Here is a 22,463-nt window from a genome sequence, read left to right on the forward strand (position 1 = left end):
CTACGCGTGCCGTCGGCCGAGGCGCGTGGACCGGCTCGCCCGGACCAGCGCCGCCCAGCCCTCGATGAGCAGCGCGAAGTCCTCCATGTCCTGCCGTGCCTCGTCGAGCAGCCGCCCGCGCCGGGGCACGAGCGTGTCGGCGAACGCGGCGTACTTGCCGCCCAGCTTCCGGTAGGAACGATCGAGGGCGTCGAGCCGCGCCACGTTCTCCGCCGTGTCCAACCGGGTGCTCTCCCGGACGAGTTCGGCGATCCTCGGGACGCGCACCTCGTGGTGCTCGTCGAGCAGCGCGGACCCGGCCGCCGTCATCTCGCGGTAGACGTGGTTGAGGTACAGCATCGACAGGAAGAACTTCACGAACCGGTTCTGGTACGCGACGAAGCCGGACTGGGTCCTGCGCTCGCCCGTGTAGAAGTTCACGATGTTGCGGTTGTGCACGACCCCGGGCAGCGTGGCGTCGTACACCAGATGCAGCAGGAAGTAGTCGCTGCCGATGGTGTCGGTGGCCGGGGGCAGCGGCACCCGCTCGTGTATTCCGTGGAAGCTGACGTTGCACATGTCGACACGCATGGGGTCGACGAGGGTCAGGTCCGCGCGGTCGCCCGTGAACGGCTCGTGCCCGGCGCCCCGGAAGGACTCGTCGACCAGTTCCCGCTTCTGCTCCGCGGACCACTCCGGCGGCGCCCACAGACTGACGACGTCGTAGTAGACGTCGCGGTCCAGGTCGCGCATCTCGCCGATGTCCACGGACAGTTCACCGATGAACGACGAACCCACGAGCACCACGGGCTTGTCCGCGTGCTCCGCCGCGAGGTCGGTCCCGGTGACGCCCCCGGCCGCGTCGGCCGCGCGCTTGCCGAGGGACATCAGCTCGTGGTGGACGGGGTAGACGGGCTCACCGCCCAGGACCTGGTAGTCGCTGTCGGAGTCCCTGCGGTGCACCGACGCGCAGCCGAGCGCGGCGGCGACGAGGAACGCCCGGTTGGTGCAGGCGCCGTACGACACGGCGGCGGGCAGCATCAGGTCGAGCAGCAGCTCCTGCTTCACGGCGCCCGAGGCGTCGATCACCTCCCGCAGGAAGTCCCGCTGCTCGTCCTCGCCGAGGTGATGGACCACGATCCCCGCGGCGGCGGGCGCCGTCCGGGCGGCGCGGGCGTGCTCGGCGAAGGTCGCGGGTCCTGAGGAGTCCAGGATCAGGACGTGCACCTCGACGTCGAAGGTGCGGGCCGCGTACTCCGCCTCCTGGAGCAGGGCCACGATCATCGCGGTGCACGCCCTGTTGGTGGGCAGGGTCAGGCAGATCTTGCGCATGGCGGTTCTCCGCTTCACCACTAGGCGTTGTCGGCGTGCCAGGAACTGAGGCCGAGGAGCTTCTCGCCGAGTTCGCTGAGTTCGGCGGTGCCGTAGCGCAGCGACTCGTGCTTCGTGGCGTCGCCGACGAGCGTCGCGTTCCAGTCCGGCGTGGACAGGTTCCGCCAGGACTCGACGCGCGACTTGCGCAGCGCGTGACTCTCCTCGAGCGCCGGCATCATGGAGAGGTACTGCACCGAGCGGACCCCGTTGTCGGAGGTGTTGGGGGCCACGCCGTGCGCCAGCATGCCGTTCCAGATCAGCAGGTCGCCCGCCTTCAACTCGGGTCTCACCACCGGGAATTCGGCGCGGTCGGTGTTGGGCCGGATCGGGTCGCGGTCCGCGGGCTGGTCGAGCTTCCACCGGTCGAACTGCCGGAACAGCTCCGGTGAGCACTGGAAACCGCCCAGCTCGGGCTGGGTGTCGTGGAGCGCGATGATGCCCTGCACCCGCTGCGGCAGCACCCCGCGCGTGGAGTCGACGTCCCAGTGCAGCTCGATGTCGAAGCCCTCGTCGGTGGGCGCGATCAGCGCGCGGTCACGGTTCCTGACGTTCGGCGGGTTGAGGTTGAGCCGGTCGAGGGTCACCCACAGCTCTTCGCAGTCCCACACGTCGACGAACGCGTCGTAGACCCGCTGCGTCTGGCGGCTGTCCCAGATCAGCTGGTGGTGGTACGCCTCCACGAAGCCGTAGATGTAGAGGTCCCGCTCCAGGTCGGTGCTGAACTCCCGCTCCTCGTACCAGGTGTCGGGCCGGGACCGGTCGAGTCCCTGGAACTCCCAGGTGAAGTCGAGCAGACGGCCCGCGGCCTCGGCGGATATCGCCTCCGGGACCACCACATAGCCGTAGGTCTGCCAGGAGGCGAACTGCTCCTCGGTGAGGACGCGCAGCGGGTGTGTCTTCTTGATCTCGTTCAGCGGGAACTGCGCCAGGTACGTCTCGCCGTCCGAGCTGAAGTACGGGCGGTCCGACGCGGCTCGGTGCAGGAATTCGTACGGGGTGGACATGCGGGGTCCTCCAAGGCTGCTGGGACGCGGTGAAGGGGCACTTGTGGGCACGGCGAAAGGGCAGGCGGGGGCCGCGGCTCGGCGGGTTCGCGCGTGGGGGGAGGCCTCGCTGGGGGAGGCGGCGACGAGAAGGGCCAACGAGCTGCCGTCGTCGCGGTCCGGGAGCGGCACTGCCCGCCGGGCCGGGTGGAGATACCGGGGCGGCACGCGCCGCGGGCGTCCGGTCGCGGGGGCGTCATGCGACGACGTGCCCCGGTGTGTCCGAGGTCGGAGTGCGTGCGGGTTCGTTTCCCGCCGACCGCATGGGACGCGGTGTGCGGGGGTGGGCGAGAGGGGTGACGGACGGTCGGTGCGGCTGCCGTGGCGTGGGGGTGGTCGGTCCGGGGCCACGATGGTGGCATGGCGTGCGGATCGTGGCGGCGGAGCGCGGCCGAAGGGTACTCGGCCGTGGTCCGCCGGGCCGCGCCCTCGGCGAGGTGCGCCCGGGGCGGGCGGCGTGGCGGGAGGAGGGGCAGCGGGGTGGCAGGGCTGCGGGGCACTGTCGTGCCGGTGGCACGGGCGCCGTGGCGCTCGGTGTCGACAGAGCCGGTGGTGCTACCTCCTCGTACTTGACGCCGCTCCCGGGGCAAGAGGCCGCGGTGGACGCGCGCTGCCGGTCGTCCCCCTCGGCGGTGGACCCGCACCGGACTCCTGGATCCGGCGCGCACCCTCCCCGGAGTGGACTAGACCAGCTTCGGTTTCAACCAAAGATGGACTAGACCAAGGGCGAAGTCAACCCCCGCCCGAACCGGGTGTGTTGCTGCCTTTACGGGCATGTGTGCGGCCCGCGGGTGTGCCCTTCGGGGCTGCCCCGGAGGGCTTCACGGGTCGTCTCGGAGGGCCGTGCGGGGGGCTCGGGATGCCTCGGACTGCCTCGCGGACCGCCTTCGTGGACCGGCTGCGGGGCGGCCCGTCACCGGGCCGCCCCGGCGCTCAGGAGGCGCCGGTGAGTACCTCGGCGACGGCGATGCCGGAGACCCGGGTGGCGCCGTACGTCGTCACGTGGACCGCGCCGACCTGTTCGCCCGCGGGAACGCCCATCTCCACCACCAGGGCGTCCGGGCGGCGGCGCACCAGGCCCTGGAGCGCCTGGGACATCCACGGGTGCCGGGCCGCGTCACGGACGACGACGATCAGGTCCCGGCCGTTCGCGGGGGCCAGGGCGAGACGGTCGAGGAGGTCGTCCCCGCCGGTCAGTTCGGACTCGGAGATCCGCACGGACGTCGTGCCGGGGCGCAGCGCGCGCAGCGGCTCACCGACGCCCCACGGGGTGGCGCCGTCGACGGCGAGGCTCATGGTGGGGGAGAGTTCGACGACGTGCGGGTCGGCCGTGAGCGGGAGCTCGGCGCCGTTGCCGCTGCGATGCACGCGTACGGCGCGGCGGGCCGCGACCAGGCCGATGTCGGAGGCGTCCGCTTCGGGGTCCGCCTGCCGGGCGAGAGCGGCCGACCAGGTGGCGAACTCGCCCACGCGCGCGGCCGCTTCGGTCAGGCGCTCCTCGGGCAGCGTGCCGTCGAGCACCGCGCGCACGAGGGCGTCGGCGAGGTCGACGGTGGTGGACTCCTCCGCGCTCTCGCCGCCGACGCACACCGCGTCCACGCCCGCGGCGACCGCTCGGACGGTGGCGCCGGTGATGCCGTACGGGCCGGTCACGGCGCCCATCTCGATGCCGTCGGTGACGACGAGGCCGGTGAAGCCGAGCTTCTCGCGCAGCAGGCCGTTGATGATCGGGCCGCTGAGCGTGGCGGGCATCTCGTCGTCGTGGGCAGGGACGAGCATGTGCGCGGTCATGACGGCGCGGACGCCCGCGTCCATCGCGGCGGCGAACGGCGGCAGGGCGGTCCGGGCGATCTCGTCGGCGTCGGCCGTGAACCGCGGCAGGCCGTGGTGGGAGTCGACGTCGGTGTCGCCGTGGCCGGGGAAGTGCTTGGCGCAGGCGGCGACGCCGACGGACTGCAGGCCGCGGATCCAGGCGGCGGTCTGCCGGGCCACCACGTCCGTGCTCGCGCCGAAGGAGCGGACCCCGATGACCGGGTTCATCGCGTTGGAGTTCACGTCGGCGCTGGGCGCGAAGTCCAACGAGACGCCGATCGACCGCAGTTGGCGGCCGATGTCGCGGGCGACCTGCTCGGTGAGGTCGGGGTCGTCGATGGCGCCGAGCGCGAGGTTGCCCGGCCAGGAGGCGCCGGTGCGGGCGCCGATGCGGGTGACGTCGCCGGCCTCCTCGTCGATGGCGACGATCAGGTCCGGGTTCTCGGCGCGCAGGGCCGCGGTGAGGGCGGCGACCTGCTCGGGGCTCTCGATGTTGCGGCCGAAGAGCACGACGGATGCGAGCCCGTCGGCGATCCGGCGGCGCACCCAGTCCGGGGCGGTGGTGCCCGCGAAGCCCGGTTGGAGCACGGAGTTGGCCAGCCGGGTGAGGTGCGGGTGGCTGTCGCTTGCCATGAGGGACCTCCGGAGGAGCGGGGTGCGGGATCGGCGGATCGGTCGACCGCGGCGAAAGCGGTGCGAACGAGGTGGATATTGGCCTATACCAATCAACCGCGTCAAGGAGTCGTTCCGTGCCGGTGTGTGCTCAAATGTGCTGCACGGGCAGGGGGTTTGGGGTGATCGCGGGGCAGCGGTCGTTCGCTTGTCGACCCCTGCCTCCCGTGCCTCAGGTGTCAGTCATTGGCCTAGACCTTTAGGTGGGCGGCGAGTTTACGCCGATCGCCTGTCTCCCGTGCATCGGACATCCGGATTGCCCGGGTCAGCCGAAGGATGTACCCGAATGTCGTTCAGGCTGTCGATCCCGCTCCGTCGGCCGCGGCGGAGCATGAAAGGAGATCCCGGACTGAAGGCGGTGCCACGATGCTGCACGACGGACTCTCCTCTCCGCGCGGCGGACCTTCCTCCCCGCACAACGGACGTCTTTCCGCGCGCGACGGACACCTCTCCCCGCGCGACGGATCCTCGAACAGCGGACTGCCCGCCCTGCTCGGGGAACTGGCCCGGCTCGCCGAGCTTCCCCTGGAGCGCGGCGAGACCCTTCCCGCCCGTGCCTATACCAGCGAGGACTTCCACGAGCTGGAGAGGGACCGCATATTCGGCAGCGACTGGCTGTGCGTCGGCCATGTCTCGCAGGTCCCCCGCCCCGGCGACTATCTGCGTACGGACGACCTCGGCGAGCCCCTGGTCATCACCCGCGACGAGAACGGCGACCTGCACGCCTTGTCGAGGGTGTGCAGGCACCGTTTCATGGACGTACTGCCGCCCGAGACAACCCCCGACCAGGGCTCGCTCAAACGGCTCACCTGTCCGTACCACACCTGGACGTACCGCCTGAACGGCGAGTTCGCGGGTCAGCTCGCGGGCGCCCCGCTGATGAACAAGGTCGAGTTCGACCGTGCCGCCTGCCGACTCCCCGAGCACCGCCTGGAGGTCTGGCACGGCCTGCTGATGGTCAACGCGGCCCCGGACGCGGACCCGCTGGCCCCGCAGCTGACCGCGCTCGACGCCACGGTGGCCCCGTACCGCCTCGCGGACCTCGTCGTCGGGTTCACGGCCCGCTGGGACGGCGTTCCCGCGAACTGGAAGGTTGCGTTCGAGAACGGTTCGGAGAACTACCACCACATGGGTTCGCACGCCGACACCCTCGAACGGATCCTCCCCGGCAAGGACACCGTCGTCGACGCCTGCGAGGGGCGCGGGTTCAGCATGTACACCCCGTTCTCACCCGACATGGAGATCCCGCAGGGGCCGGACGGCATGGACCTGGTGGGCACCCTCATCCCCGGACTCGGCATGCGCCAGCTCTCCGGCATGACGGTCGCGGGCGTCTTCCCGAACATGGCGATGGCCCTGATGCCCGACAGCGTGGCGTTCGCGCGCTGGATCCCGAGGGGCCCGGCCGCCCATGACGCGGTCTTCACCGTCCTGGTCCCCGCGGAGGCCAAGGAGCGGCCCGGCTTCGACGCCTATGTGGAGGCGTCCCGGCAGCGGTTCGAGATCATCCAGGCCGAGGACCTGGTGGCGATCCACGGGGTCCAGCGCGGCCTCGCCACCGACCCCGCGCCGTCGGGCGGTCGCTTCTCGCATCTGGAGCGTCCGTTGTGGCAGTTCCAGCGGTATCTGGCGTGGCGCCTCGCCGGGGTGGGGGGCAGTGGCGACCTGAGCTGGCGGTGACGACCTGAGCGGGCGGTGGTGCCCGGCGCGGGCGGCCGCGGAGATCAACAAGGGGGTCGCAGAGTCAATAGGGGGACCGCGGAGGTCGACAGGGGGGCGGCCGCAGAGATCAATATGAACGCAATCCCCGAGGCCTCGTCCACCCCTTCACCGGTGCCTAGCATCGAGCCCTCCGCGCGAGGGCCGCGCCTGGAGGCCCGGGGAAGGACGACTCATGGGCAACTGGCTGACCGCACGCCGACAGCGCCGTGCACGCATGTCCCACCGGCGGTGGTGCGCCGCCGTCCTCGCCGGTGGCGTCGCCGTGGTCCTCACGGCGGGCCTCGCGGGACCCGTGCCCGCCACCGCGGCCGACCCCGGACGCCCCCGCCCCGTGGACTGCCCGGCGGGTGTGGGCGCGAAGGCCGCGTGTTACGCCGGCCGGGACGGCAACGGCGCGTACTACACCATCGCCGTCCCCCGGGACTGGAACGGCTCTCTGGTCCTGCACGCGCACGGCGGCCCTGACCTCGGCGCCCGCTCCGACCCGCAGCGCAGCGCCGACGACCTGGACCGCTGGTCGGTGATGGTGGACGAGGGGTACGCGTGGGCGGGCTCCTCCTACCGCCGGGGCGGCTACGGCACGCGTATGGCCGCCGCGGACACGGAGAACCTGCGCAAGCTCTTCGTGCGGGAGTTCCGCAAGCCGCGGAAGACGTACCTGCACGGCCAGTCCTGGGGAGGTGACGTCGCCGCCAAGGCCGTGGAGACCTACGGCTCGCGCGGCGGACGGCCCTACGACGGCGCGCTGCTCACCAACGGCGTGCTCGGCGGCGGGTCGCGCGGCTACGACTACCGCGTGGATCTGCGCGTCGTCTACCAGTACTACTGCCAGAACCACCCCCGGCCGTCCGAGCCCCAGTACCCGCTGTGGAGCGGCCTGCCGAAGGACTCCACGATGACCGGCGCCGACCTCGTGGCCCGGCTTCAGAAGTGCACCGGCCTGGCCTCGGCGCCCGCCGCCCGCACGGCCCGCCAGCAGCGCAACCTCGACGACATCCTCGCCGTCACCCGGATCCCGGAGCGCGCCCTGGAATCCCACCTGAAGTTCGCGACGTTCACCTTCCGCGACATCGTCGACAAGCGGCTCGGCGGCCGGAACCCCTTCAGCAACAAGGGCGTGCGCTACTCCGGGTCCCACGACGACAAGGCCCTCAACGCCGGGGTGCAGCGGTTCGCGGCCGACCCCACCGCGGCGCGCGACCTGTCGTACGACAGCGACCTGACCGGGAAGGTCGCGATCCCCGTGCTCACGCTGCACGCGATCGACGACCCCACGGCCTTCGTCGAACACGAGGCGGCCTACCGCGCGTCGCTGCGCGGAGCGGGCCGGGACCGGCATCTGGTGCAGACGTTCACACGGGAGCACGAGCACAGCGGGCTGAGCGCGGCCGAGTACGCCAACTCCCTTGCCGCGCTGGACACATGGGTGCGCAAGGGCAGGAAGCCCACCCCGGCGTCCGTGGCCGCCTCCTGCCCGGCCTTCGACGCGACGTACGGCACGGGCTGCTTCTACGACCCCCGCTTCGTGCCGGGGGAGTACGCCTCGCGGGTGCGGCCGCGCCCCGGCGGACACTCCTGGCCCGCGATGACTGCGGCGCAGGAGCGGGGGTGGGGGCGTATCCCGGGCGTGGGCATCGCTCCCTGAGCGGCGACCGCTCCGTACCCGGCGGTGCGGGGGAGGCCGCGCCCCGCACCGCCGGGTCCCCGGACCGTGCTTTGTCCTGCTGCGAGAAAAAGTTGGGTTCCTTGTCGCGCAAGGGCTTCCGGGTTCGATGAAAGCTGACTAGCGTCCCGCCCCAAGTCACCCGCACACGCCCGGAGCCCCTGTGGTGCCGGATGCCCCACCCCGCGCCGCGAGGCGCACCCGCGCACCGAAGACGCGTGGACCCGCGCAGTCCGCGGACCCGCACGGTCTTCCGGGACACGCGTCGAGGTGGCCGGAACGCCAGGTCCCTTCGCCTCATCACCTGCCGGGAGCAGCAATGAGCGCACGGTCGTACCGAAGATTCCGTACTCGCTTGAGCTTATTGGCCGTCGGATCCCTCCTCGCCGGACTCACCGGGGCCACGGGAGTCACCGGACCCGCCTGGGCGGCCCCCGCCTCGGCACCGGCCTCCGCCCCCACCGCCGACGATCCGAGCCCCTTCGTCGAACTCCCGCCCCAGGAGCCGGGGGTCACCCAGCGCGTCTACGACATGCAGCAGCCCCTGAACAAGCTGTGCGAGCTCAAGCCAGGGCAGACCCCGAACGTCGACGAGTTGAAGCCGGTCGTCGACTGGAAGGAGGCCGCGGACTTCGGCGGCCTCGCCGACAACTTCGTCTCGCACACCATCGCCAACCTGAACGTCCCGCGGGACGGCACCTACACCTTCCGCCTCACCAGCGACGACGGCTCCCGGCTGCTGATCGACAACAAGCGGGTCGTCGACCACGACGGCCAGCACGCGCCGAGCCCCAAGGAGGGCTCGGTCGAGCTGACGGCCGGGTACCACGCCCTGCTCATCGAGCACTTCGAGGCAGGCGGCGAACAGCAGGTCACGCTCGTCTGGAAGCCGCCGGGCGCCGGTGACTTCGCCGTCGTGCCGAACTCGGTCCTCAGCACCGACAAGGGCGTCGTACGCGTGACCGCGCCGGGCCGCAAGGAGTGCGCGAACTCCACCGAGACACCGGGCGACGGACTGCCGCTGAACGGCGTCCACCCCGACTACCGGCTCACCGACCTCAGGCCCAAGGGGTTCGAGCCGCAGGTCTCCGCGATGGACTGGCTGCCCGACGGCCGTCTCGCCGTGGCCACGTGGGGCGGCACCGACAACACCAAGGGCGAGGTCCACCTCCTCGACAACGTCACCGGCAGCACCGGCCCCGACAAGGTGACCACCAAGAAGGTCGCCGAGGGACTGAAGGAGCCGATGGGCCTCAAGTACGTCGACGGCTCGCTGTACGTCTCCCAGAAACACGAGCTGACCCGGCTGAAGGACGCCGACGGCGACGACGTCACCGACGCCTACGAGACCGTCGCCACCTGGCCGTTCGGCAAGAACTTCCACGAGTTCGCCTTCGGCCTGCTCTACCGGGACGGCTTCTTCTATCTGAACCTGTCCGTCGCGATCGACCTCGGCGGCGCCACCACCGACCCGCAGCCCGCGAAGAACCGCGGCACGACCATCAAGGTCAACCGCGCGACCGGCGAGGTCTCCTACGTCGCGGGCGGCCTGCGCACCCCCAACGGCATCGGCTGGGGACCCGACGGCGAGCTCTTCGCCACCGACAACCAGGGCGGCTGGCTGCCGTCGTCGAAGCTCCTGCACGTCAAGCAGGGCCGCTTCTTCAACCATCACACGAACCCCGACGGACCGTTCGACGACAAGCCCGTCACGCGGCCCGTGCTGTGGCTGCCGCAGAACGAGATCGGCAACTCGCCGAGCACCCCGGTCCTCCTGAAGGAGGGCACCTTCGCGGGGCAGTTGCTCTTCGGCGACGTGACCTACGGCGGTGTGCAGCGCGCGTCCCTGGAGAAGGTCGGCGGCGAGTACCAGGGCGCGGTCTTCCGCTTCACGCAGGGCCTGGAGGCCGGGGTCAACCGGATCAGCACGGGCCCCGACGGCGCCCTGTACGCCGGTGGTCTGGGCGCCGGCGGCAACTGGGGCCAGCCGGGCAAGCTGAAGCACGGTCTGCAGAAGCTGACGCCGCAGGGCGACGACGCCTTCGACATCAAGGCCATGCGCGCCACGAGGACCGGCTTCGAGATGGAGTACACCAAGCCGGTGTCCCAGGCGACGGCCGAGAAACTCGCCGCCCGCTACCAGGTGGCCCAGTGGCGCTACGTACCGACCGCGGCGTACGGGGGCCCCAAGGTGGACGAGGAGATCCTGCCGGTGCGCTCGGCGACGCTCTCGTCCGACCGCAAGAGGGTCACCCTGGAGATCCCGGGCCTGAAGCCCGACCGCGTCGTCCATGTGCGCTCGCCCCGCCCCTTCACCGCCGAGGACGGCAAGAGCCTGTGGTCCACCGAGGCGTGGTACACACTGAACCGCATCCCCGGAGCGAAGCCCGCCCCGCAGTCCCTGTACGAGGCGGAGGAGGCCCGGCTCGACGGCGGTGCCAGGACGAACAGCAACCACGCCGCGTACTCCGGCAGCGGTTTCGTCGACGGCTACGGCACCAAGGGCGCCGCCACCACCTTCGACGTCCGGGCGAAGAAGGCCGGCACTTATGACGTCGGCCTGCGGTACGCCAACGGCCCGTATCCCGAGGCCGGAACCAAGACGCTGAGCGTCCACGTCAACGGCGAGAAGGTGCGGCAGGCGAAGCTCCTCTCCACCGGCACCTGGGACAAGTGGTCCACCCACACCGAACGGCTGAAGCTGCGGGCGGGCGCCAACACCATCACGTACCGCCATGACGAGGGCGACACCGGCCACCTGAACCTCGATCTGCTGGCCGTCCACCCCCAGGGCTCCAGAGCCACCCTTTTCGACGGCGCCGACCGTTCGCCGTGGCAGCACACCGACGGCCGCACCCCGCAGTGGCCGCTCGTCGGGGACCGCGCGATGGAGGTCTGCTGCGGCGACATCCGCACCAAGCAGGCGTACCAGGACTTCAAGCTGCACGTCGAGTTCTGGCTGCCGAAGCTGCCGCCGGACGTGACCGGCCAGGACCGCGCGAACAGCGGCGTGTACCTCCAGGAGCGCTACGAGATCCAGATCCTGGACTCCTACGGCGACGACTCCCCGGCCAACGACGAGGCCGGTGCGATCTACAAGAAGAAGGCCCCGGACACCAACGCGGCCAAGCCGCCCGGAACCTGGCAGACGTACGACATCACCTTCCGCGCCGCCCGCTTCGACGACAGCGGCAAGAAGACGGACGACGCCCGGCTCACGCTGGTGTGGAACGGCGTCAAGGTCCACGACGACGTGGCGATCGACGGACCGACGGGAGCGGGTGATCCCGAGGGCCCGACGGCGGGCGCCGTCCGGCTGCAGGACCACGCGAACGCGGTGCGGTACCGGAACATCTCGGTACAGCCGCTGTAGGCCTCGCGGCCCACGGGGCCCGGTCGCGCGAGGGGACGTGAGAGGCCCCTCGCGCAACCGGGCTTTCGGCACGGGGGCAGGCTAACCGGCGTGATGGCCCTCGCCGGCGAAGCTCCAGGCGTCGACGTCCCGGTAGCGGATGGGCCCCGGACCGCGGCCGAAGTTGCTGGCGACCAGGTGCAGACGCTCGGCCTGCCAGGGGCGGCCGGTGAAACCGCTGAGTCCGGCGGCGGCCTCGACCGCGCACGAAGGCGTGTCGCGGCGGGCCCGGGCCAGTGTCAGATGAGGGCGCAACGGCCTTTCCGCGAAGCGGATTCCACACTCCTTGACCACGGCACGCACGTCGGCGGCGAGCAGACGCAGCTCGTCGAGGTCGCCGTCGACGCCGCTCCACAGCACCCGCTCGTCGAAGTGCCCGCCCCCGCGCAGCACCAGGGTGAGGGGGCGGTGGGCGGCCGCGAGGTCCGCCAGCGGCGGGCGCAGCACCGCGACGGCCGTGGGCGGGACCTCGCCGAGGAACGCCAGGGTGATGTGCCAGTCCTCGATGCGGTTCCAACGCATCCGGGGGTGCGCGCGGTAGGCGGGGCCGAGTTCCCGTGCCAGTTCCTGTTTCGCGTCGTCGGGCGGGGCGAGCGCGATGAACACACGCACGGTCTCGGGTTGGATCTCTTGGTTCACAGAGAGTTCGTACCGCACTCGGGTGACGCGACGGCCATCGGCCCCGCCGTGGACCCTGGAGGAGCCGCGTCCGGCCCCGCTCCGTCGCCGACGCGGGCGTAGGGTCCGCTGACATGCAGCCCCCACACGACACGCCGTCATGACCGGCCGCCGCAGCGCCGGACTGCTCCTTCACCGCCGCCCGGGCCCGGTGCCCGAGGTGCTCGTCGGACACATGGGCGGACCGTTCTGGGCACGCCGGGACCAGGCGGCCTGGTCGATTCCCAAAGGTGAGTACGGCGACGAGGAGGAGCCGTTGGCCGCGGCGGTGCGGGAGTTCGAGGAGGAACTCGGCCTGCCCGCCCCCGCCGGGCCCTACCAGCCGCTGGGCGAGGTGCGGCAGGCGGGCGGCAAGACCGTGACCGTCTGGGCCGTCGAGGCCGACCTCGACCCGGAGACGGTGGTCCCCGGCACGTTCCGCATGGAGTGGCCGCGCGGCTCGGGCCGTGTCCAGGAGTTCCCGGAGCTCGACCGGGTGGCCTGGCTGCCGCTGGACCGGGCGGGGGAGAAGCTCGTGGCGGGGCAGCGGGCGTTCCTGGAGAGGCTGGCCGTGCTTCTGGGTGCCTGAGGAGCGAGGCTGGGGTGGTCGGCGGACGGCACATGGGACCGGACGTGCTTGCTCACCCGGTGTGGGCCACCACGGCATCGATGAGCTGGGGCCAGAGTGCGCGCGGGCGGTCGTGGCCCATGTCGGGGACCAGCAGGAGTTCGGCGCCGGGCACCAGCTCCGCGGTGCGTTTCCCGCCACTTGGATCGATCAGCGTGTCGTCCAGGCCGTGGATCACCAGCGTCGGCACCCGCAGTTCGCGAAGGGAATCCGCCCGTGAACCGCTGAGGATCATCGCGCCGAGCTGACGTCCGGTCCCTGCGGGGTAGTGGGCGCGGTCGTAGCTCGCGGCGGCCAGCTCCTGCAAGGCCACGGCGTCGCCGTATCTCTTGGAGGCCCACACCAGTTCCCGCTCCGCCGCCGCAACGTACCCCTCACGGTCTGCGGGCTTGGGGCTGAACAGCACCGACTGGGCCTCCGGGCTGGGGCGGCCGTATTCACTCTCGCCGGTCGAGGACATCATCGACGTCAAGGTCAGCACCCGCTCCGGGCGGGAGAGGGCCATCGTCTGGGCGATCATTCCTCCCATTGAGGCGCCGACCACGTGGGCCCGTTCGACACCGAGCGCGGTGAGCAGGCCCAGGCCGTCGTCCGCCATGTCGAGCAGCCGATAGGGAACCATCGCGAGGGCGGCGGGAAGGTCACCCGAGCTGACGGCGGCGATGAACTTGCCCATGTCCACAGGATGATCGTCAAACTTGGTGGACAGTCCGCAGTCCCGGTTGTCGTACCGGATCACGTAACGCCCGCGGTCTGCCAGTGCTCGGCAGAAGTCCTCGTGCCAGGCGAGCATCTGCGCGCCGAAACCCATCACGAGCAGGACTGGAGGGTCTCCGGGGTCGCCGAAGCTCTCGTACGCGATGGATACCTCAGGGGACACGTCAACGATCGACATAGACGGAGCCTGTCATGGCCGCCCAAGGAGCGCACCCAGAATATCGGCGGGTGACCTGCACATACCCCTCTGGCTCTGCGCATGATCCGTCGGACAGGCCCTACGGTCCCGGGGATCAACCGGCCGGCCGGCTCCGGGGGAGGGGGAGGGGGAGGGGAAGGCGGGCGGCGATAGTCTGCGCGGCATGATCAACTCGTATGTGGATGCTACGGATGTCGAGGTTGCGACAGCCGGGGCGAGCGCCGGCGCGGAGGTGGTGCGCACCCTGTACGGGCAGCGGCTCTCCCGGATCGACAAGGGTGCCGGGGACTTCGCCACCGCCGCCGATGTGCAGGCCGAGGAGGCGATCCTCGACGTCATCCGTGCCGCGCGGCCCGATGACGCGGTGCTCGGCGAGGAGGGCGGGCGGCACGGCGCCGACGACGCCGCGCGCCGGTGGCTGGTGGACCCCTTGTGCGGCACGTTGAACTACGCCGTCGGCAACATGCTGGTGGCCGTGAATGTGGCGCTGCGCGACGGGGCGGCGGCGGTGGCCGACCCGTTCGGCGCCGAGGTGTTCTGCACCGACGGAACCTCCGCCTGGGTGCGGCAGGACGGTGTCGACACCCCGTTGGAGCCGACGCCCGCCACACAGCTGGTGGACGTCAATCTGGACCCGCCGTTCCCGAGCGCCCCCGGGTTCTGGGCCGTCGACCTGCTGGCCCACCCCGACTTCGGCGGGCGGTTCCGGCCGCGGGTCGTGTCCACGACGCTGGCGCTGGCCTGGGTCGCGGCGGGCAAGCGCGCCGCGTACGTCACCGACGGCGGCGACCTGTCGGGGAGCGTGCACTTCGCGGCCGGCATCGCGCTGTGCCGGGCCGCGGGGTGCGTGGTCACAGGGGTCGACGGCGCCCCGATCGGGCAAGGGGGCCGCGGACTTGTGGCGGCGGCGGACGCCGAGACCCATGGGCTGCTGATGTCGATGATCCGAGGCTGAGACAGCCGCCGGATTCCCCTTTCACACGGGGCGGGCATGTCTCGCCCCCGGGCGCGGGCGTGTTCGCGACGAGGCCGCAGCGCTCCATGCGGCCGAGGTGCAGTGAGAGGCGGCTGTGTGCCCAGTGCAGGTGGGCGGCGAGGCGGCTGACGCGGATGCAGGTGTCGGCGGAGGCCGGCGCCGTCACGGCGGCCAGGACGTCGTAGTCGGCCATGGACAGGCCCGTCTCCTGCTCCAGGTCGCGGGCGACCTCCACGTCGATGAGCAGGGGCAGCGCCCGGTAGGTGCGCCAGGCGGCGAGGGCGGCGAGGGCGGCGATGCCGTGCAGGGTCGACAGGAGAATCACGCTGAACCGCTCCGCGTCGTCGATCGCCACGTCGTCGCCCGTGAGGAGGCGAGCAGGACCGCCGCGTACACCACTCCGTCCTCCACGCCCGAGACATCAACGGAGCCGCCCGTGGCGAAGGGCGGCGGGCCGCCCTGCCTCGTACGCGCGGGAACGAGCAGTTCTGAGAGTGTCCTGGACCAAGGCCCGTTCATCCGTCAGTGTGGAGGCTTCGTACGCCTTCCGCAGTCAGGGGCATGCGCCATGGGGAGACGCTCGTGCGTCCGGGGAGAGAGTTCGCGCGTCCTGGGCGGGCGCCGCACACACCGCCTTGGCCTGGTGGCCCTGGTCGCGCTGATCACCACCGCGCTGCTGGGCGCGGGCCTGGCCCCTGCCGCCCCGAACCGGAAGGTCGGGGACGGCGCGCGCAGCGGGCCATCGTCCTTGACCGGTAAGGCAGTTGCGCCCGCAGCCCCGTCCGCCGACGGCATCCCCCGCCTCACCGACGACCGGGGGCGCGCCCTCACCCTCCGCGGCTGGAACGTCGAGGACAAGCAGCACACCGGCGAGGACGCCCTGAGCGCCATCACCGAACGGCACTTCGCCGACCTGCGCGCCAACGGCTTCAACTTCGCCCGCCTGCTGGTCTTCTGGGACGACCTGGAGCCGCGGCGCGGCCAGTACAGCGAGTCGTACCTGCGCAAGATCCGACGCATCCTCAACTGGGCGCACCGGCACGGGATTCACGTCGTCATCGACGCCCATCAGGACGTGTTCGGGCCCGCGTTCGGCCACCGCGGCATCCCGGAGTGGGCGACCCGCACCGACGGCCTGCCCTTCACCCCGCACCCCGACGACTGGTTCGCCGAGTACTTCGAGCCCGCCGTCCAGCGCGCCTTCACCCATCTCTACGAGGACGCGGACCTGCGGCGCGCCCAGGAACGCATGTGGCGCCTCCTCGCCGACCGCTTCGGCACCCACCCCGCCGTGTTCGGCTACGACCTGATCAACGAGCCGATGGGGGAACTGCGCGAAGGCGAGGACCTGGCGACCGCCGCCCGCCGCATCGAGGCCACGCACCTCACCCCGATGTACAACCGTCTCGCCGACGCGATCCGCACCCGGGACCGCTCGAACTGGCTGTTCGTCGAGCCGACCCCGATCGTCGGCGAAGGCGTACCCACCGGCCTCGGCCGCATCCAGGACCAACGGGTCGTGTACGCACCGCACTTCTACAACACCGCGATGGAGGCGGGCGCCGACTACGACCCTGCAGCGGGCTGGATCACGGCGTACGAGAAAGCCGTCACCGCCTACCCCCGAGAGCAGTCGATCCCGGTCGTCGTGGGGGAGTGGGGCCCGCTGAACAGCGGCCTGCCGAACATGCGCCGCTTCCACGACGACGCGCTCGCCTCCTTCACCCGCTACTCATCGGGGTGGGCGGCCTACGTCTGGTGCTACGGCGGCGGCTACTGCGCCCTCGACCGGGAAGGACGCTTCCGTACGAACAAGGAGCGCACCGCCACGCCGTACGCCCCCGCCGTCGCGGGCGCCGTGCGGGCCGAGGGGCACGACGCGGAACGCGGCACGTACCGCCTCGCCTACCGGGCGGCGAAGCGGCCGGGCCACAGCGTGCTGTCCCTGCCGCCGAGCACCACCGGCTGGCGGATCACGGTGTCGGGCCGGGGGGCGTGGGCCAGTGCGCGGAGCGTGCCGCCCGGGCGGGCGCGTCAGGTGTGGGTGGGGGCGCCCGGTGGTACCGACGTGGTCGTGACGGTACGGCCGGGCTGAGGCGGCCGCGGCGGACTCTTGGCGGCGACGCCCTTCCTCGGGGGTGGCGCGTGCTCAGTGCCGGTGGTGGTCGCGCCGGACATGGATCGACCCCGGCAGATCCAACGACGACGAACGCCGTCCGTCGGAGTTGATCGTGTGGTGCCCGCGCCTCCCGCCCAGCGTGATCGACCACTTGCGGCCGTTGATGTGCACGCGGACCCCAGGAAGGACCCGGAACGACTTGCGGAACGTGATGGACATGGTCGACTCCTCGAACTCCTATGACCGGCCGAGGACTTGGCCCTCGGCCCGGTGCATACCCCGTCCCGAACACCCTCGCGCACGCCTCCTGGCCCGAGCGGTTCCCGACCGATCCCGTAGCCAGGCCGTGACAATGCCCCGACGCGTCCGGAGTCAGTACTGCCCGTCGACCGGAATCCAGCCGGACCATGTCTCGGGCTGGTAGAACTTGCCGTTGCCGCCGTCGTAGCGCATGACCCGCAGACGCACCTTCCCGTCTTCGCGGTAGTCCTTGTTGCAGGTCGCCCAGGTGTCCACGCCGAGCTTGTTGACACAGACCGCGGCGGGCCGGCCGTAATCGGTGTAGATCCCGATCGCCGCGGACATGCCGTCCTTCTCCGTGTCGCGGGCCCAGACGATGTCGCCGCTGTGCTGGAAGCAACCCCTGGCGCCGTAGGCGGAGGTCGATCCGAGGCACGCGTCGGACGCGGCGGCGGCCTTCAGCGCGGCTCCCGTGAACGGAACGGCGGCCTCGGGCGCCGGGGCGACCCCCTCGAGGATCTCCACATCTGCCGGCATCTGCACTTCCTGCAGGCCCCCCGGTGCCTCGTCGGCCAGTGCGGGCGCCGCAACGACGACCGAGACCGCAAGTGCCGACGCACCTGCGAGAACGCTCAACTTCACTCGCCAGTTCACACGCATGATCCGCTACCCCCGCCCCCAGACCTCTGATTCGAGGTCACTGTTTCAATTGTGAACGAGGTGTGAGGTTAATGGATCTTCGGATGCGGCGGAAGGGGCTCCTTGCGGGCGGGAAGTCGCTTGTGCGGGAAGTCCCTCACTCACCGCGTGACAGGCGCTCCGGCAGCCGGTTCGCCGTCAGTGCTCTCGGTGAACGAGACGTCGAGAGCGCACTTCTCCGGGATCTCCGCGGCGGAGGTCGCACACTCCGTCGCGTCCTGCCCCGCTGCCTTCGGCGCGCCCGCCTGGCGCTTGCCCGTCTCGATACGGCCCTTCAAGTCCTCGGCGGCGGCAGGCTTCTCGGGGGCGGAGGGACCGGCGGGCCGGGTGGTGTCCGCGGCATCGGACGAGGAGGAACAGGCCGCTGCGCCCGTCGTGGCGGAGAGGACGAGTGCGGCGGAGGCCGCGACGGTACGAAAGCGCATATAAATCCCCCTACGTGGACGCTCAGAGGCCCGGATCAACAGTTGATCTACGATGCCACATCGCGCGGCGCGGAAGGCCGGGAAGGCGTGAACAAGCCACGCGGGGCGCGGTGCCCCATCACGTCGTGATCAGTGGGTGGCAGCCCGCCGTCGTTCCACGAGCAAACGCAGTCGTGGGGCGCGCCGGACATGGGGGAGAATCTCCAGGTTCACCTCTGTACCAGGAGATTCATGCACAAGCGTCTGCCCCTGCTCGCCGCCGGTCTCGTCCTCGCCGCTCTCGGCGCCTCGGCGTGCGGCCCGTCCGATGACCGTGGGTCGAGCACCCCGGCGACACCGACGGCCGAGTCCGCGTCCGGCTCGGCCACCCCGTCCGGGAGCCCATCGGCGGCCCCCGCTGACGTACGCGAGCTGAAGGGGCTGTCAGCCAAGCTCTACCTCAAGACGATCCGGGACCACTACCCGGACCTGGACCGCATCAACGACGACGTGCTCGTCACCCATGGCAACGCGCTCTGCGTCGCCCGCGGACAGGACCTCGTCGACCAGGCGAAGAAGACCAAGCGGGAACTTCGGCTCACCGGGAAGCAGGCTTCCCGGATCCTCGGCACCGCGCACGGCAGTTGCGGCAGGAACACGCTCGGCTGAGGTTCCGGAGCCGGCTCGTCGGCCGACGGCGCTGCCTAGTCGGCGATCCGTTCCAGGAGCGAGGGCAGTGCCGTCCCGATCGGCTCGCGTACGACCTCGTCGGCCTGGTCGTCGTACGGCGTCGGCTCGGCGTTGACGATGATCAGGCGGGCGCCGTGCTCGGCGGCGCGGCCCGCGAGGGCGGCGGCGGGTTGCACCTGAAGGGTGGTGCCGACCGCGATGAACACGTCGCAGGCCTCGGCGATGGCCACGGCCTCGCCGAGGACCGCCGGGTCGAGACGTTCGCCGAACATCACCGTCGCGGATTTGAGGACGCCGCCGCACTCCAGGCACGGCGGGTCGCTCTCGCCCGCCTCGACGCGGGCCAGCACGTCCGTCATCGGGCCGCGCGTCCCGCACGCGGTGCACATCACCGTGCGGGCGGTGCCGTGCAGCTCAAGGACCTTGCGGTCGGGCATCCCGGCGAGCTGGTGCAGGCCGTCCACGTTCTGCGTGATGACGCGCACCGGCACCCCGGAGCGCTCCAGGGCGGTCACCGCGTGGTGCGCCGCGTTGGGCTCCGCCTGGAGGGTGCGGTTGGCGCGCCGCATCTGCCACGAGCGGCGCCTGATCTCCGGGTCGCCCATGTAGTACTCGTACGTCACGAGCTTCTCCGCCTCGGGGTCGCGCCGCCACAGGCCGTTGGGCCCGCGGTAGTCCGGGATGCCGGAGTCCGTGGAGATGCCGGCTCCGCTGAGGAGGGCGATGAGGGGCTTGCTCATGGCGTCGAGCCTAGGCCGGGGGGCTCGGTCCGGGCCATGGGTTATACGGGGGCACGGCTGCCCGCCCCGATGTCCCGATCTGTGGGATACCTGGCCGGACAGCCATGGCGCCGTCCTCATGCCGACGTGATCCTGGAGGTACGGAAGCGGACGGTCGCGCGCCAGGTCATGGACACCGTCACCGCCGACCCCGCGCACGACCACAGCCTCGACTTGCTGGCCCGCCAGGCGGGGGTGAGTGCCAGGCACCGGGGCCGTCTCTTCCGTGCCGAGACCGGCATGACGCCCGGGCAGCACGTCGAAGCCGTCCGCCTCGAGGCCGCCCGGGCTCTGCTGGAGGCCGGGCCCGACATCGTCGAAGAGGTCCCCCGGCGTGCCGGGTTCGGGTCGTCGGAGTCGCCGCGGCGGGTGTTCCCACAGCAGTTGGGGGTCGCGCCGACCGCGTACCGAGCCCGGTTGCGTACGACCGCGGCCGGGGCGGGGCGTGTGCCGCCCTCACGCAGGAGGAGCAAGTGGGGGCGGTGGGGCGGGAACTGGCGGAGGGCTAGGGGCAGAGCTGGTGCGGTGTCGGCCGGCACTCCGGCGGGTCGACCGGGCCCGTGCCGGGGCGGTGGTTGGACCACCACAGCGGGGTGCCGCCTTGGTACACGACCAGGTTCCCGGAGTTCTGGATCGCCAGGTGGGCGCCCGGGTGGTTGTGGGTGCGGCTGTTCCACACCGGTCGCATGGCCGCGTCGTACACGACCAGGTTCCCGTCGGCCTGCATGTAGAGCGTGTTGCCGATGCCGTAGCTGCCCGGGGCCGTCCAGATCGCGGAGCCGTCGTGGTAGAGCACGACGTGTCCGTCGGTCTGCATGGCGAGCGTGGTCCGGCCGTCCGGCGAGTGCCACGCCTGGCCGCGCTCCAGGGCGCTGGTCCCACGGATCACCGTGTCGGTGTCGCTCGCCCTCACCCCTGACGCGATGCTCGCCGTGCTGCCGGTGGCGGACGCGGCCGGGGCCGCGTGCGCCGAGGTCAGGCCGAGCCCGACCGGGGTCAGCGCGAGGACTGCGGTGGCGGCGAGAGCCGTCAGACCGCTACGGGTTCTGCTCATGAAGTCTCCTTACGGGTGCGGCTGAAGGGACGTCGGAAGACTTCCAGGGGAATGAGGGGGACAGGAGGGAGGAATGAGCCTTTCCGGGCAGACCGGAATCAGCCGGTGTTCCGCTCCAAGGGGTGCGGAACCGGTCGGAGCGCTCCCACGGACAGAAGTTCTCCCCGATCGGGGTGCGGCGACGCGATCCGGGGGTATGCGTGGATCATGCTCGTCGCGCTTCACGGCGGCGGGCACTTGTCTCGGCGGCCCACAACAGGAGGCGACCCATGAACGAGCACTACGCTCTCCACCAGCTTCTGCACCTCGTCGACCGCAGCGAGCAGCACGCCATACGTCCCGACGAGGCCGCCGAACTCCGCGCCGCGATACGCGCGCTCTACGCCCGCCCCGCCGCCGATCGCGAGATCGCCCTGCACCGCCGCATGACCAAGGCCGTCGAGGCGGCCGTCGACGACTACCGCGAACTCACCTCTCAGTGGACCGAGGCGGACGGCACCACCCAGGAGATCGCTCGCAGGGCCACGGCGGCCGCGTTCGGCGCGGTACGGGCCGTGGTGCCGATCGACGAAGCACCTCGGAAGGCCGTCGCCGGCGGACTGGGGGTCGCCGTGACGGACGGCGCGACCAAGAGGGGGCGGCGGGTGCCCGCGTAGGGCTTCGACAAGAGCGGTGGGCTGGGCCTGGTCGCCGGTCGGTGTCGTGGCCGAGGACGCCGGGAGCGGGACGTGGCCAGCCGCGTCTCCGCACGCGATAAACCTGGCGACGTCGGCAACCATCCCCGGGATACTGGTCGCCCATGGATGAGGTCAACGTCGTCGTCGCCCATTCCGAGCGCGCGACGCTGCGCGTCGGTGACGTGTTCTTGAAGGTGGACGCCGACCAGGCGCGCATGGACGCCGAGGTCGAGGCGATGTCCCTCGCACCGGTCCCGACCCCGGAGGTCCTGTGGCGCAAGCCGCCCGTGCTCGCGATCGCCGCACTCCCGGGGACGACGCTGGGGCGCCTCGGCGGGCCGTCGACCGGGTCGCCGGGGGCGTGGGCCGCGGCGGGCGCCGCCATCCGGAAGCTGCACGAAGCGCCCCTGCCGCCCCGCTCGGGCCGGGCCGGGCGGAGCGGCGCCGCGCTGGCGGCGGAACTCGACGACGAGTGCGAGTCGCTCGTGGCGAACGGTGTCCTGCCCGCCGACCTGGTCACCCGCAACCGCCAGGTCGCCGAGGCGGCGCTCCGGCCGTGGACTCCGGCGTTCACGCACGGAGACCTGCAGATCGCACACGTCTTCGTCGACGGCGACGAGGTCACCGGCATCATCGACTGGTCCGAGGCGGGTCAGGGTGACGCCCTGTACGACCTCGCCACCTTCACGCTCGGACATGAGGAGCACCTCGACGACGTCATCGCCGGCTATGGCACCGGCATCGACCTCGACGTGATCCACGCGTGGTGGTCGTTGCGAAGCCTGCTGGCAGTCCGCTGGCTGACCGGGCACGGCTTCGACCCCTTCGCGCCGGGCTGCGAGGTCGACGTGCTGAGATCTCGGATGTGAGGCTGCGCGGGCCCGACCGCTCCGCATGCGTTCTGACACATCGAGCAGGCCATCCCCGAGCCGAAACCCGGCTCCTGG

Annotated in this window: 20 protein-coding genes and 1 pseudogene; 10 read left to right on the plus strand and 11 right to left on the minus strand. The window is 71.4% G+C overall.

The window, feature by feature from the left end; genetic code table 11:
- The 3 genes from ACZ6BG_RS21260 to ACZ6BG_RS21270 form a co-directional block, all read right to left on the minus strand.
- Positions 1 to 1,311: a DUF6271 family protein gene (locus ACZ6BG_RS21260; RefSeq protein WP_469003588.1), complete on the minus strand. Its 1,311-nt coding sequence runs from the start codon at positions 1,309 to 1,311 to the stop codon at positions 1 to 3.
- A 20-nt stretch (positions 1,312 to 1,331) separates the two neighbouring features.
- Entirely contained in the window at positions 1,332 to 2,357 is a 1,026-nt protein-coding gene (locus ACZ6BG_RS21265; RefSeq protein WP_469003590.1) for a phytanoyl-CoA dioxygenase family protein, read from the minus strand.
- 972 nt (positions 2,358 to 3,329) lie between these two features.
- Positions 3,330 to 4,841, minus strand: coding sequence for a glycoside hydrolase family 3 protein (locus ACZ6BG_RS21270; RefSeq protein WP_469003593.1), 1,512 nt, complete (start codon positions 4,839 to 4,841; stop codon positions 3,330 to 3,332).
- 405 nt (positions 4,842 to 5,246) lie between these two features.
- On the opposite strand from ACZ6BG_RS21270, the gene ACZ6BG_RS21275 reads away from it, so the two are divergent.
- From ACZ6BG_RS21275 to ACZ6BG_RS21285, 3 genes are all read left to right on the plus strand, one after another.
- Complete coding sequence (locus ACZ6BG_RS21275) at positions 5,247 to 6,560, plus strand: aromatic ring-hydroxylating oxygenase subunit alpha (protein ID WP_469003595.1); 1,314 nt, start codon at positions 5,247 to 5,249, stop codon at positions 6,558 to 6,560.
- A 214-nt stretch (positions 6,561 to 6,774) separates the two neighbouring features.
- Positions 6,775 to 8,247, plus strand: a complete 1,473-nt coding sequence (locus tag ACZ6BG_RS21280) for a hypothetical protein (RefSeq protein WP_469003597.1) — start codon at positions 6,775 to 6,777, stop codon at positions 8,245 to 8,247.
- A gap of 337 nt (positions 8,248 to 8,584) precedes the next feature.
- Positions 8,585 to 11,638: a 3-keto-alpha-glucoside-1,2-lyase-like domain-containing protein gene (locus ACZ6BG_RS21285; RefSeq protein WP_469003599.1), complete on the plus strand. Its 3,054-nt coding sequence runs from the start codon at positions 8,585 to 8,587 to the stop codon at positions 11,636 to 11,638.
- Positions 11,639 to 11,719: 81 nt separating this feature from the next.
- On the opposite strand, the gene thpR is transcribed toward ACZ6BG_RS21285, so the two are convergent.
- Positions 11,720 to 12,316, minus strand: coding sequence for an RNA 2',3'-cyclic phosphodiesterase (thpR, locus tag ACZ6BG_RS21290; RefSeq protein ID WP_469003601.1), 597 nt, complete (start codon positions 12,314 to 12,316; stop codon positions 11,720 to 11,722).
- Between the two features lie 139 nt (positions 12,317 to 12,455).
- Here thpR and ACZ6BG_RS21295 point away from each other — a divergent pair, with 139 nt between their 5' ends.
- Positions 12,456 to 12,923 carry an NUDIX hydrolase gene (locus tag ACZ6BG_RS21295; RefSeq protein WP_469003603.1) on the plus strand — a complete coding sequence of 156 codons (468 nt, stop codon included), beginning with the start codon at positions 12,456 to 12,458 and terminating at the stop codon, positions 12,921 to 12,923.
- 52 nt (positions 12,924 to 12,975) lie between these two features.
- On the opposite strand, the gene ACZ6BG_RS21300 is transcribed toward ACZ6BG_RS21295, so the two are convergent.
- The gene (locus ACZ6BG_RS21300) at positions 12,976 to 13,857 is read right to left on the minus strand and encodes an alpha/beta fold hydrolase (protein ID WP_469003605.1); all 882 of its coding nucleotides are present in this window, start codon (positions 13,855 to 13,857) and stop codon (positions 12,976 to 12,978) included.
- A 184-nt stretch (positions 13,858 to 14,041) separates the two neighbouring features.
- Here ACZ6BG_RS21300 and ACZ6BG_RS21305 point away from each other — a divergent pair, with 184 nt between their 5' ends.
- A complete protein-coding gene (locus ACZ6BG_RS21305) occupies positions 14,042 to 14,833 on the plus strand; it encodes an inositol monophosphatase family protein (protein ID WP_469003607.1) in 792 nt (263 codons plus the stop codon).
- On the opposite strand, the gene ACZ6BG_RS21310 is transcribed toward ACZ6BG_RS21305, so the two are convergent.
- Positions 14,730 to 15,209 carry a hypothetical protein gene (locus ACZ6BG_RS21310; protein ID WP_469003609.1) on the minus strand — a complete coding sequence of 160 codons (480 nt, stop codon included), beginning with the start codon at positions 15,207 to 15,209 and terminating at the stop codon, positions 14,730 to 14,732. The genes ACZ6BG_RS21305 and ACZ6BG_RS21310 overlap by 104 nt on opposite strands.
- A gap of 213 nt (positions 15,210 to 15,422) precedes the next feature.
- On the opposite strand from ACZ6BG_RS21310, the gene ACZ6BG_RS21315 reads away from it, so the two are divergent.
- Positions 15,423 to 16,949, plus strand: coding sequence for a glycoside hydrolase family 5 protein (locus tag ACZ6BG_RS21315; protein ID WP_469003611.1), 1,527 nt, complete (start codon positions 15,423 to 15,425; stop codon positions 16,947 to 16,949).
- A 54-nt stretch (positions 16,950 to 17,003) separates the two neighbouring features.
- On the opposite strand, the gene ACZ6BG_RS21320 is transcribed toward ACZ6BG_RS21315, so the two are convergent.
- The 3 genes from ACZ6BG_RS21320 to ACZ6BG_RS21330 form a co-directional block, all read right to left on the minus strand.
- Entirely contained in the window at positions 17,004 to 17,192 is a 189-nt protein-coding gene (locus tag ACZ6BG_RS21320) for a DUF4236 domain-containing protein (protein ID WP_468456758.1), read from the minus strand.
- 153 nt (positions 17,193 to 17,345) lie between these two features.
- A complete protein-coding gene (locus ACZ6BG_RS21325) occupies positions 17,346 to 17,873 on the minus strand; it encodes a hypothetical protein (RefSeq protein WP_469003613.1) in 528 nt (175 codons plus the stop codon).
- A 140-nt stretch (positions 17,874 to 18,013) separates the two neighbouring features.
- Positions 18,014 to 18,337, minus strand: coding sequence for a hypothetical protein (locus ACZ6BG_RS21330; protein ID WP_469003615.1), 324 nt, complete (start codon positions 18,335 to 18,337; stop codon positions 18,014 to 18,016).
- Positions 18,338 to 18,568: 231 nt separating this feature from the next.
- Between ACZ6BG_RS21330 and ACZ6BG_RS21335 the strand changes: the two genes are divergently transcribed.
- The gene (locus tag ACZ6BG_RS21335; protein ID WP_469003617.1) at positions 18,569 to 18,985 is read left to right on the plus strand and encodes a hypothetical protein; all 417 of its coding nucleotides are present in this window, start codon (positions 18,569 to 18,571) and stop codon (positions 18,983 to 18,985) included.
- A 35-nt stretch (positions 18,986 to 19,020) separates the two neighbouring features.
- Here the strand turns inward: ACZ6BG_RS21335 and ACZ6BG_RS21340 are convergent, their stop codons facing one another.
- Positions 19,021 to 19,746, minus strand: a complete 726-nt coding sequence (locus tag ACZ6BG_RS21340; protein ID WP_469003619.1) for a Sir2 family NAD-dependent protein deacetylase — start codon at positions 19,744 to 19,746, stop codon at positions 19,021 to 19,023.
- Positions 19,747 to 19,914: 168 nt separating this feature from the next.
- Between ACZ6BG_RS21340 and ACZ6BG_RS21345 the strand changes: the two are divergent.
- Positions 19,915 to 20,190: pseudogene (locus tag ACZ6BG_RS21345) on the plus strand (helix-turn-helix domain-containing protein); the annotation flags it as partial.
- A gap of 100 nt (positions 20,191 to 20,290) precedes the next feature.
- Here the strand turns inward: ACZ6BG_RS21345 and ACZ6BG_RS21350 are convergent.
- Positions 20,291 to 20,839 carry a hypothetical protein gene (locus ACZ6BG_RS21350; protein ID WP_469003621.1) on the minus strand — a complete coding sequence of 183 codons (549 nt, stop codon included), beginning with the start codon at positions 20,837 to 20,839 and terminating at the stop codon, positions 20,291 to 20,293.
- Positions 20,840 to 21,108: 269 nt separating this feature from the next.
- Here ACZ6BG_RS21350 and ACZ6BG_RS21355 point away from each other — a divergent pair, with 269 nt between their 5' ends.
- Together ACZ6BG_RS21355 and ACZ6BG_RS21360 are read left to right on the plus strand one after the other, a co-directional pair.
- Entirely contained in the window at positions 21,109 to 21,495 is a 387-nt protein-coding gene (locus ACZ6BG_RS21355) for a hypothetical protein (RefSeq protein ID WP_469003622.1), read from the plus strand.
- Between the two features lie 143 nt (positions 21,496 to 21,638).
- A complete protein-coding gene (locus ACZ6BG_RS21360; protein WP_469003624.1) occupies positions 21,639 to 22,385 on the plus strand; it encodes a phosphotransferase family protein in 747 nt (248 codons plus the stop codon).
- Positions 22,386 to 22,463 lie beyond the last annotated feature (78 nt).

The sequence above is a fragment of the Streptomyces sp. NPDC041205 genome, from assembly GCF_055591765.1.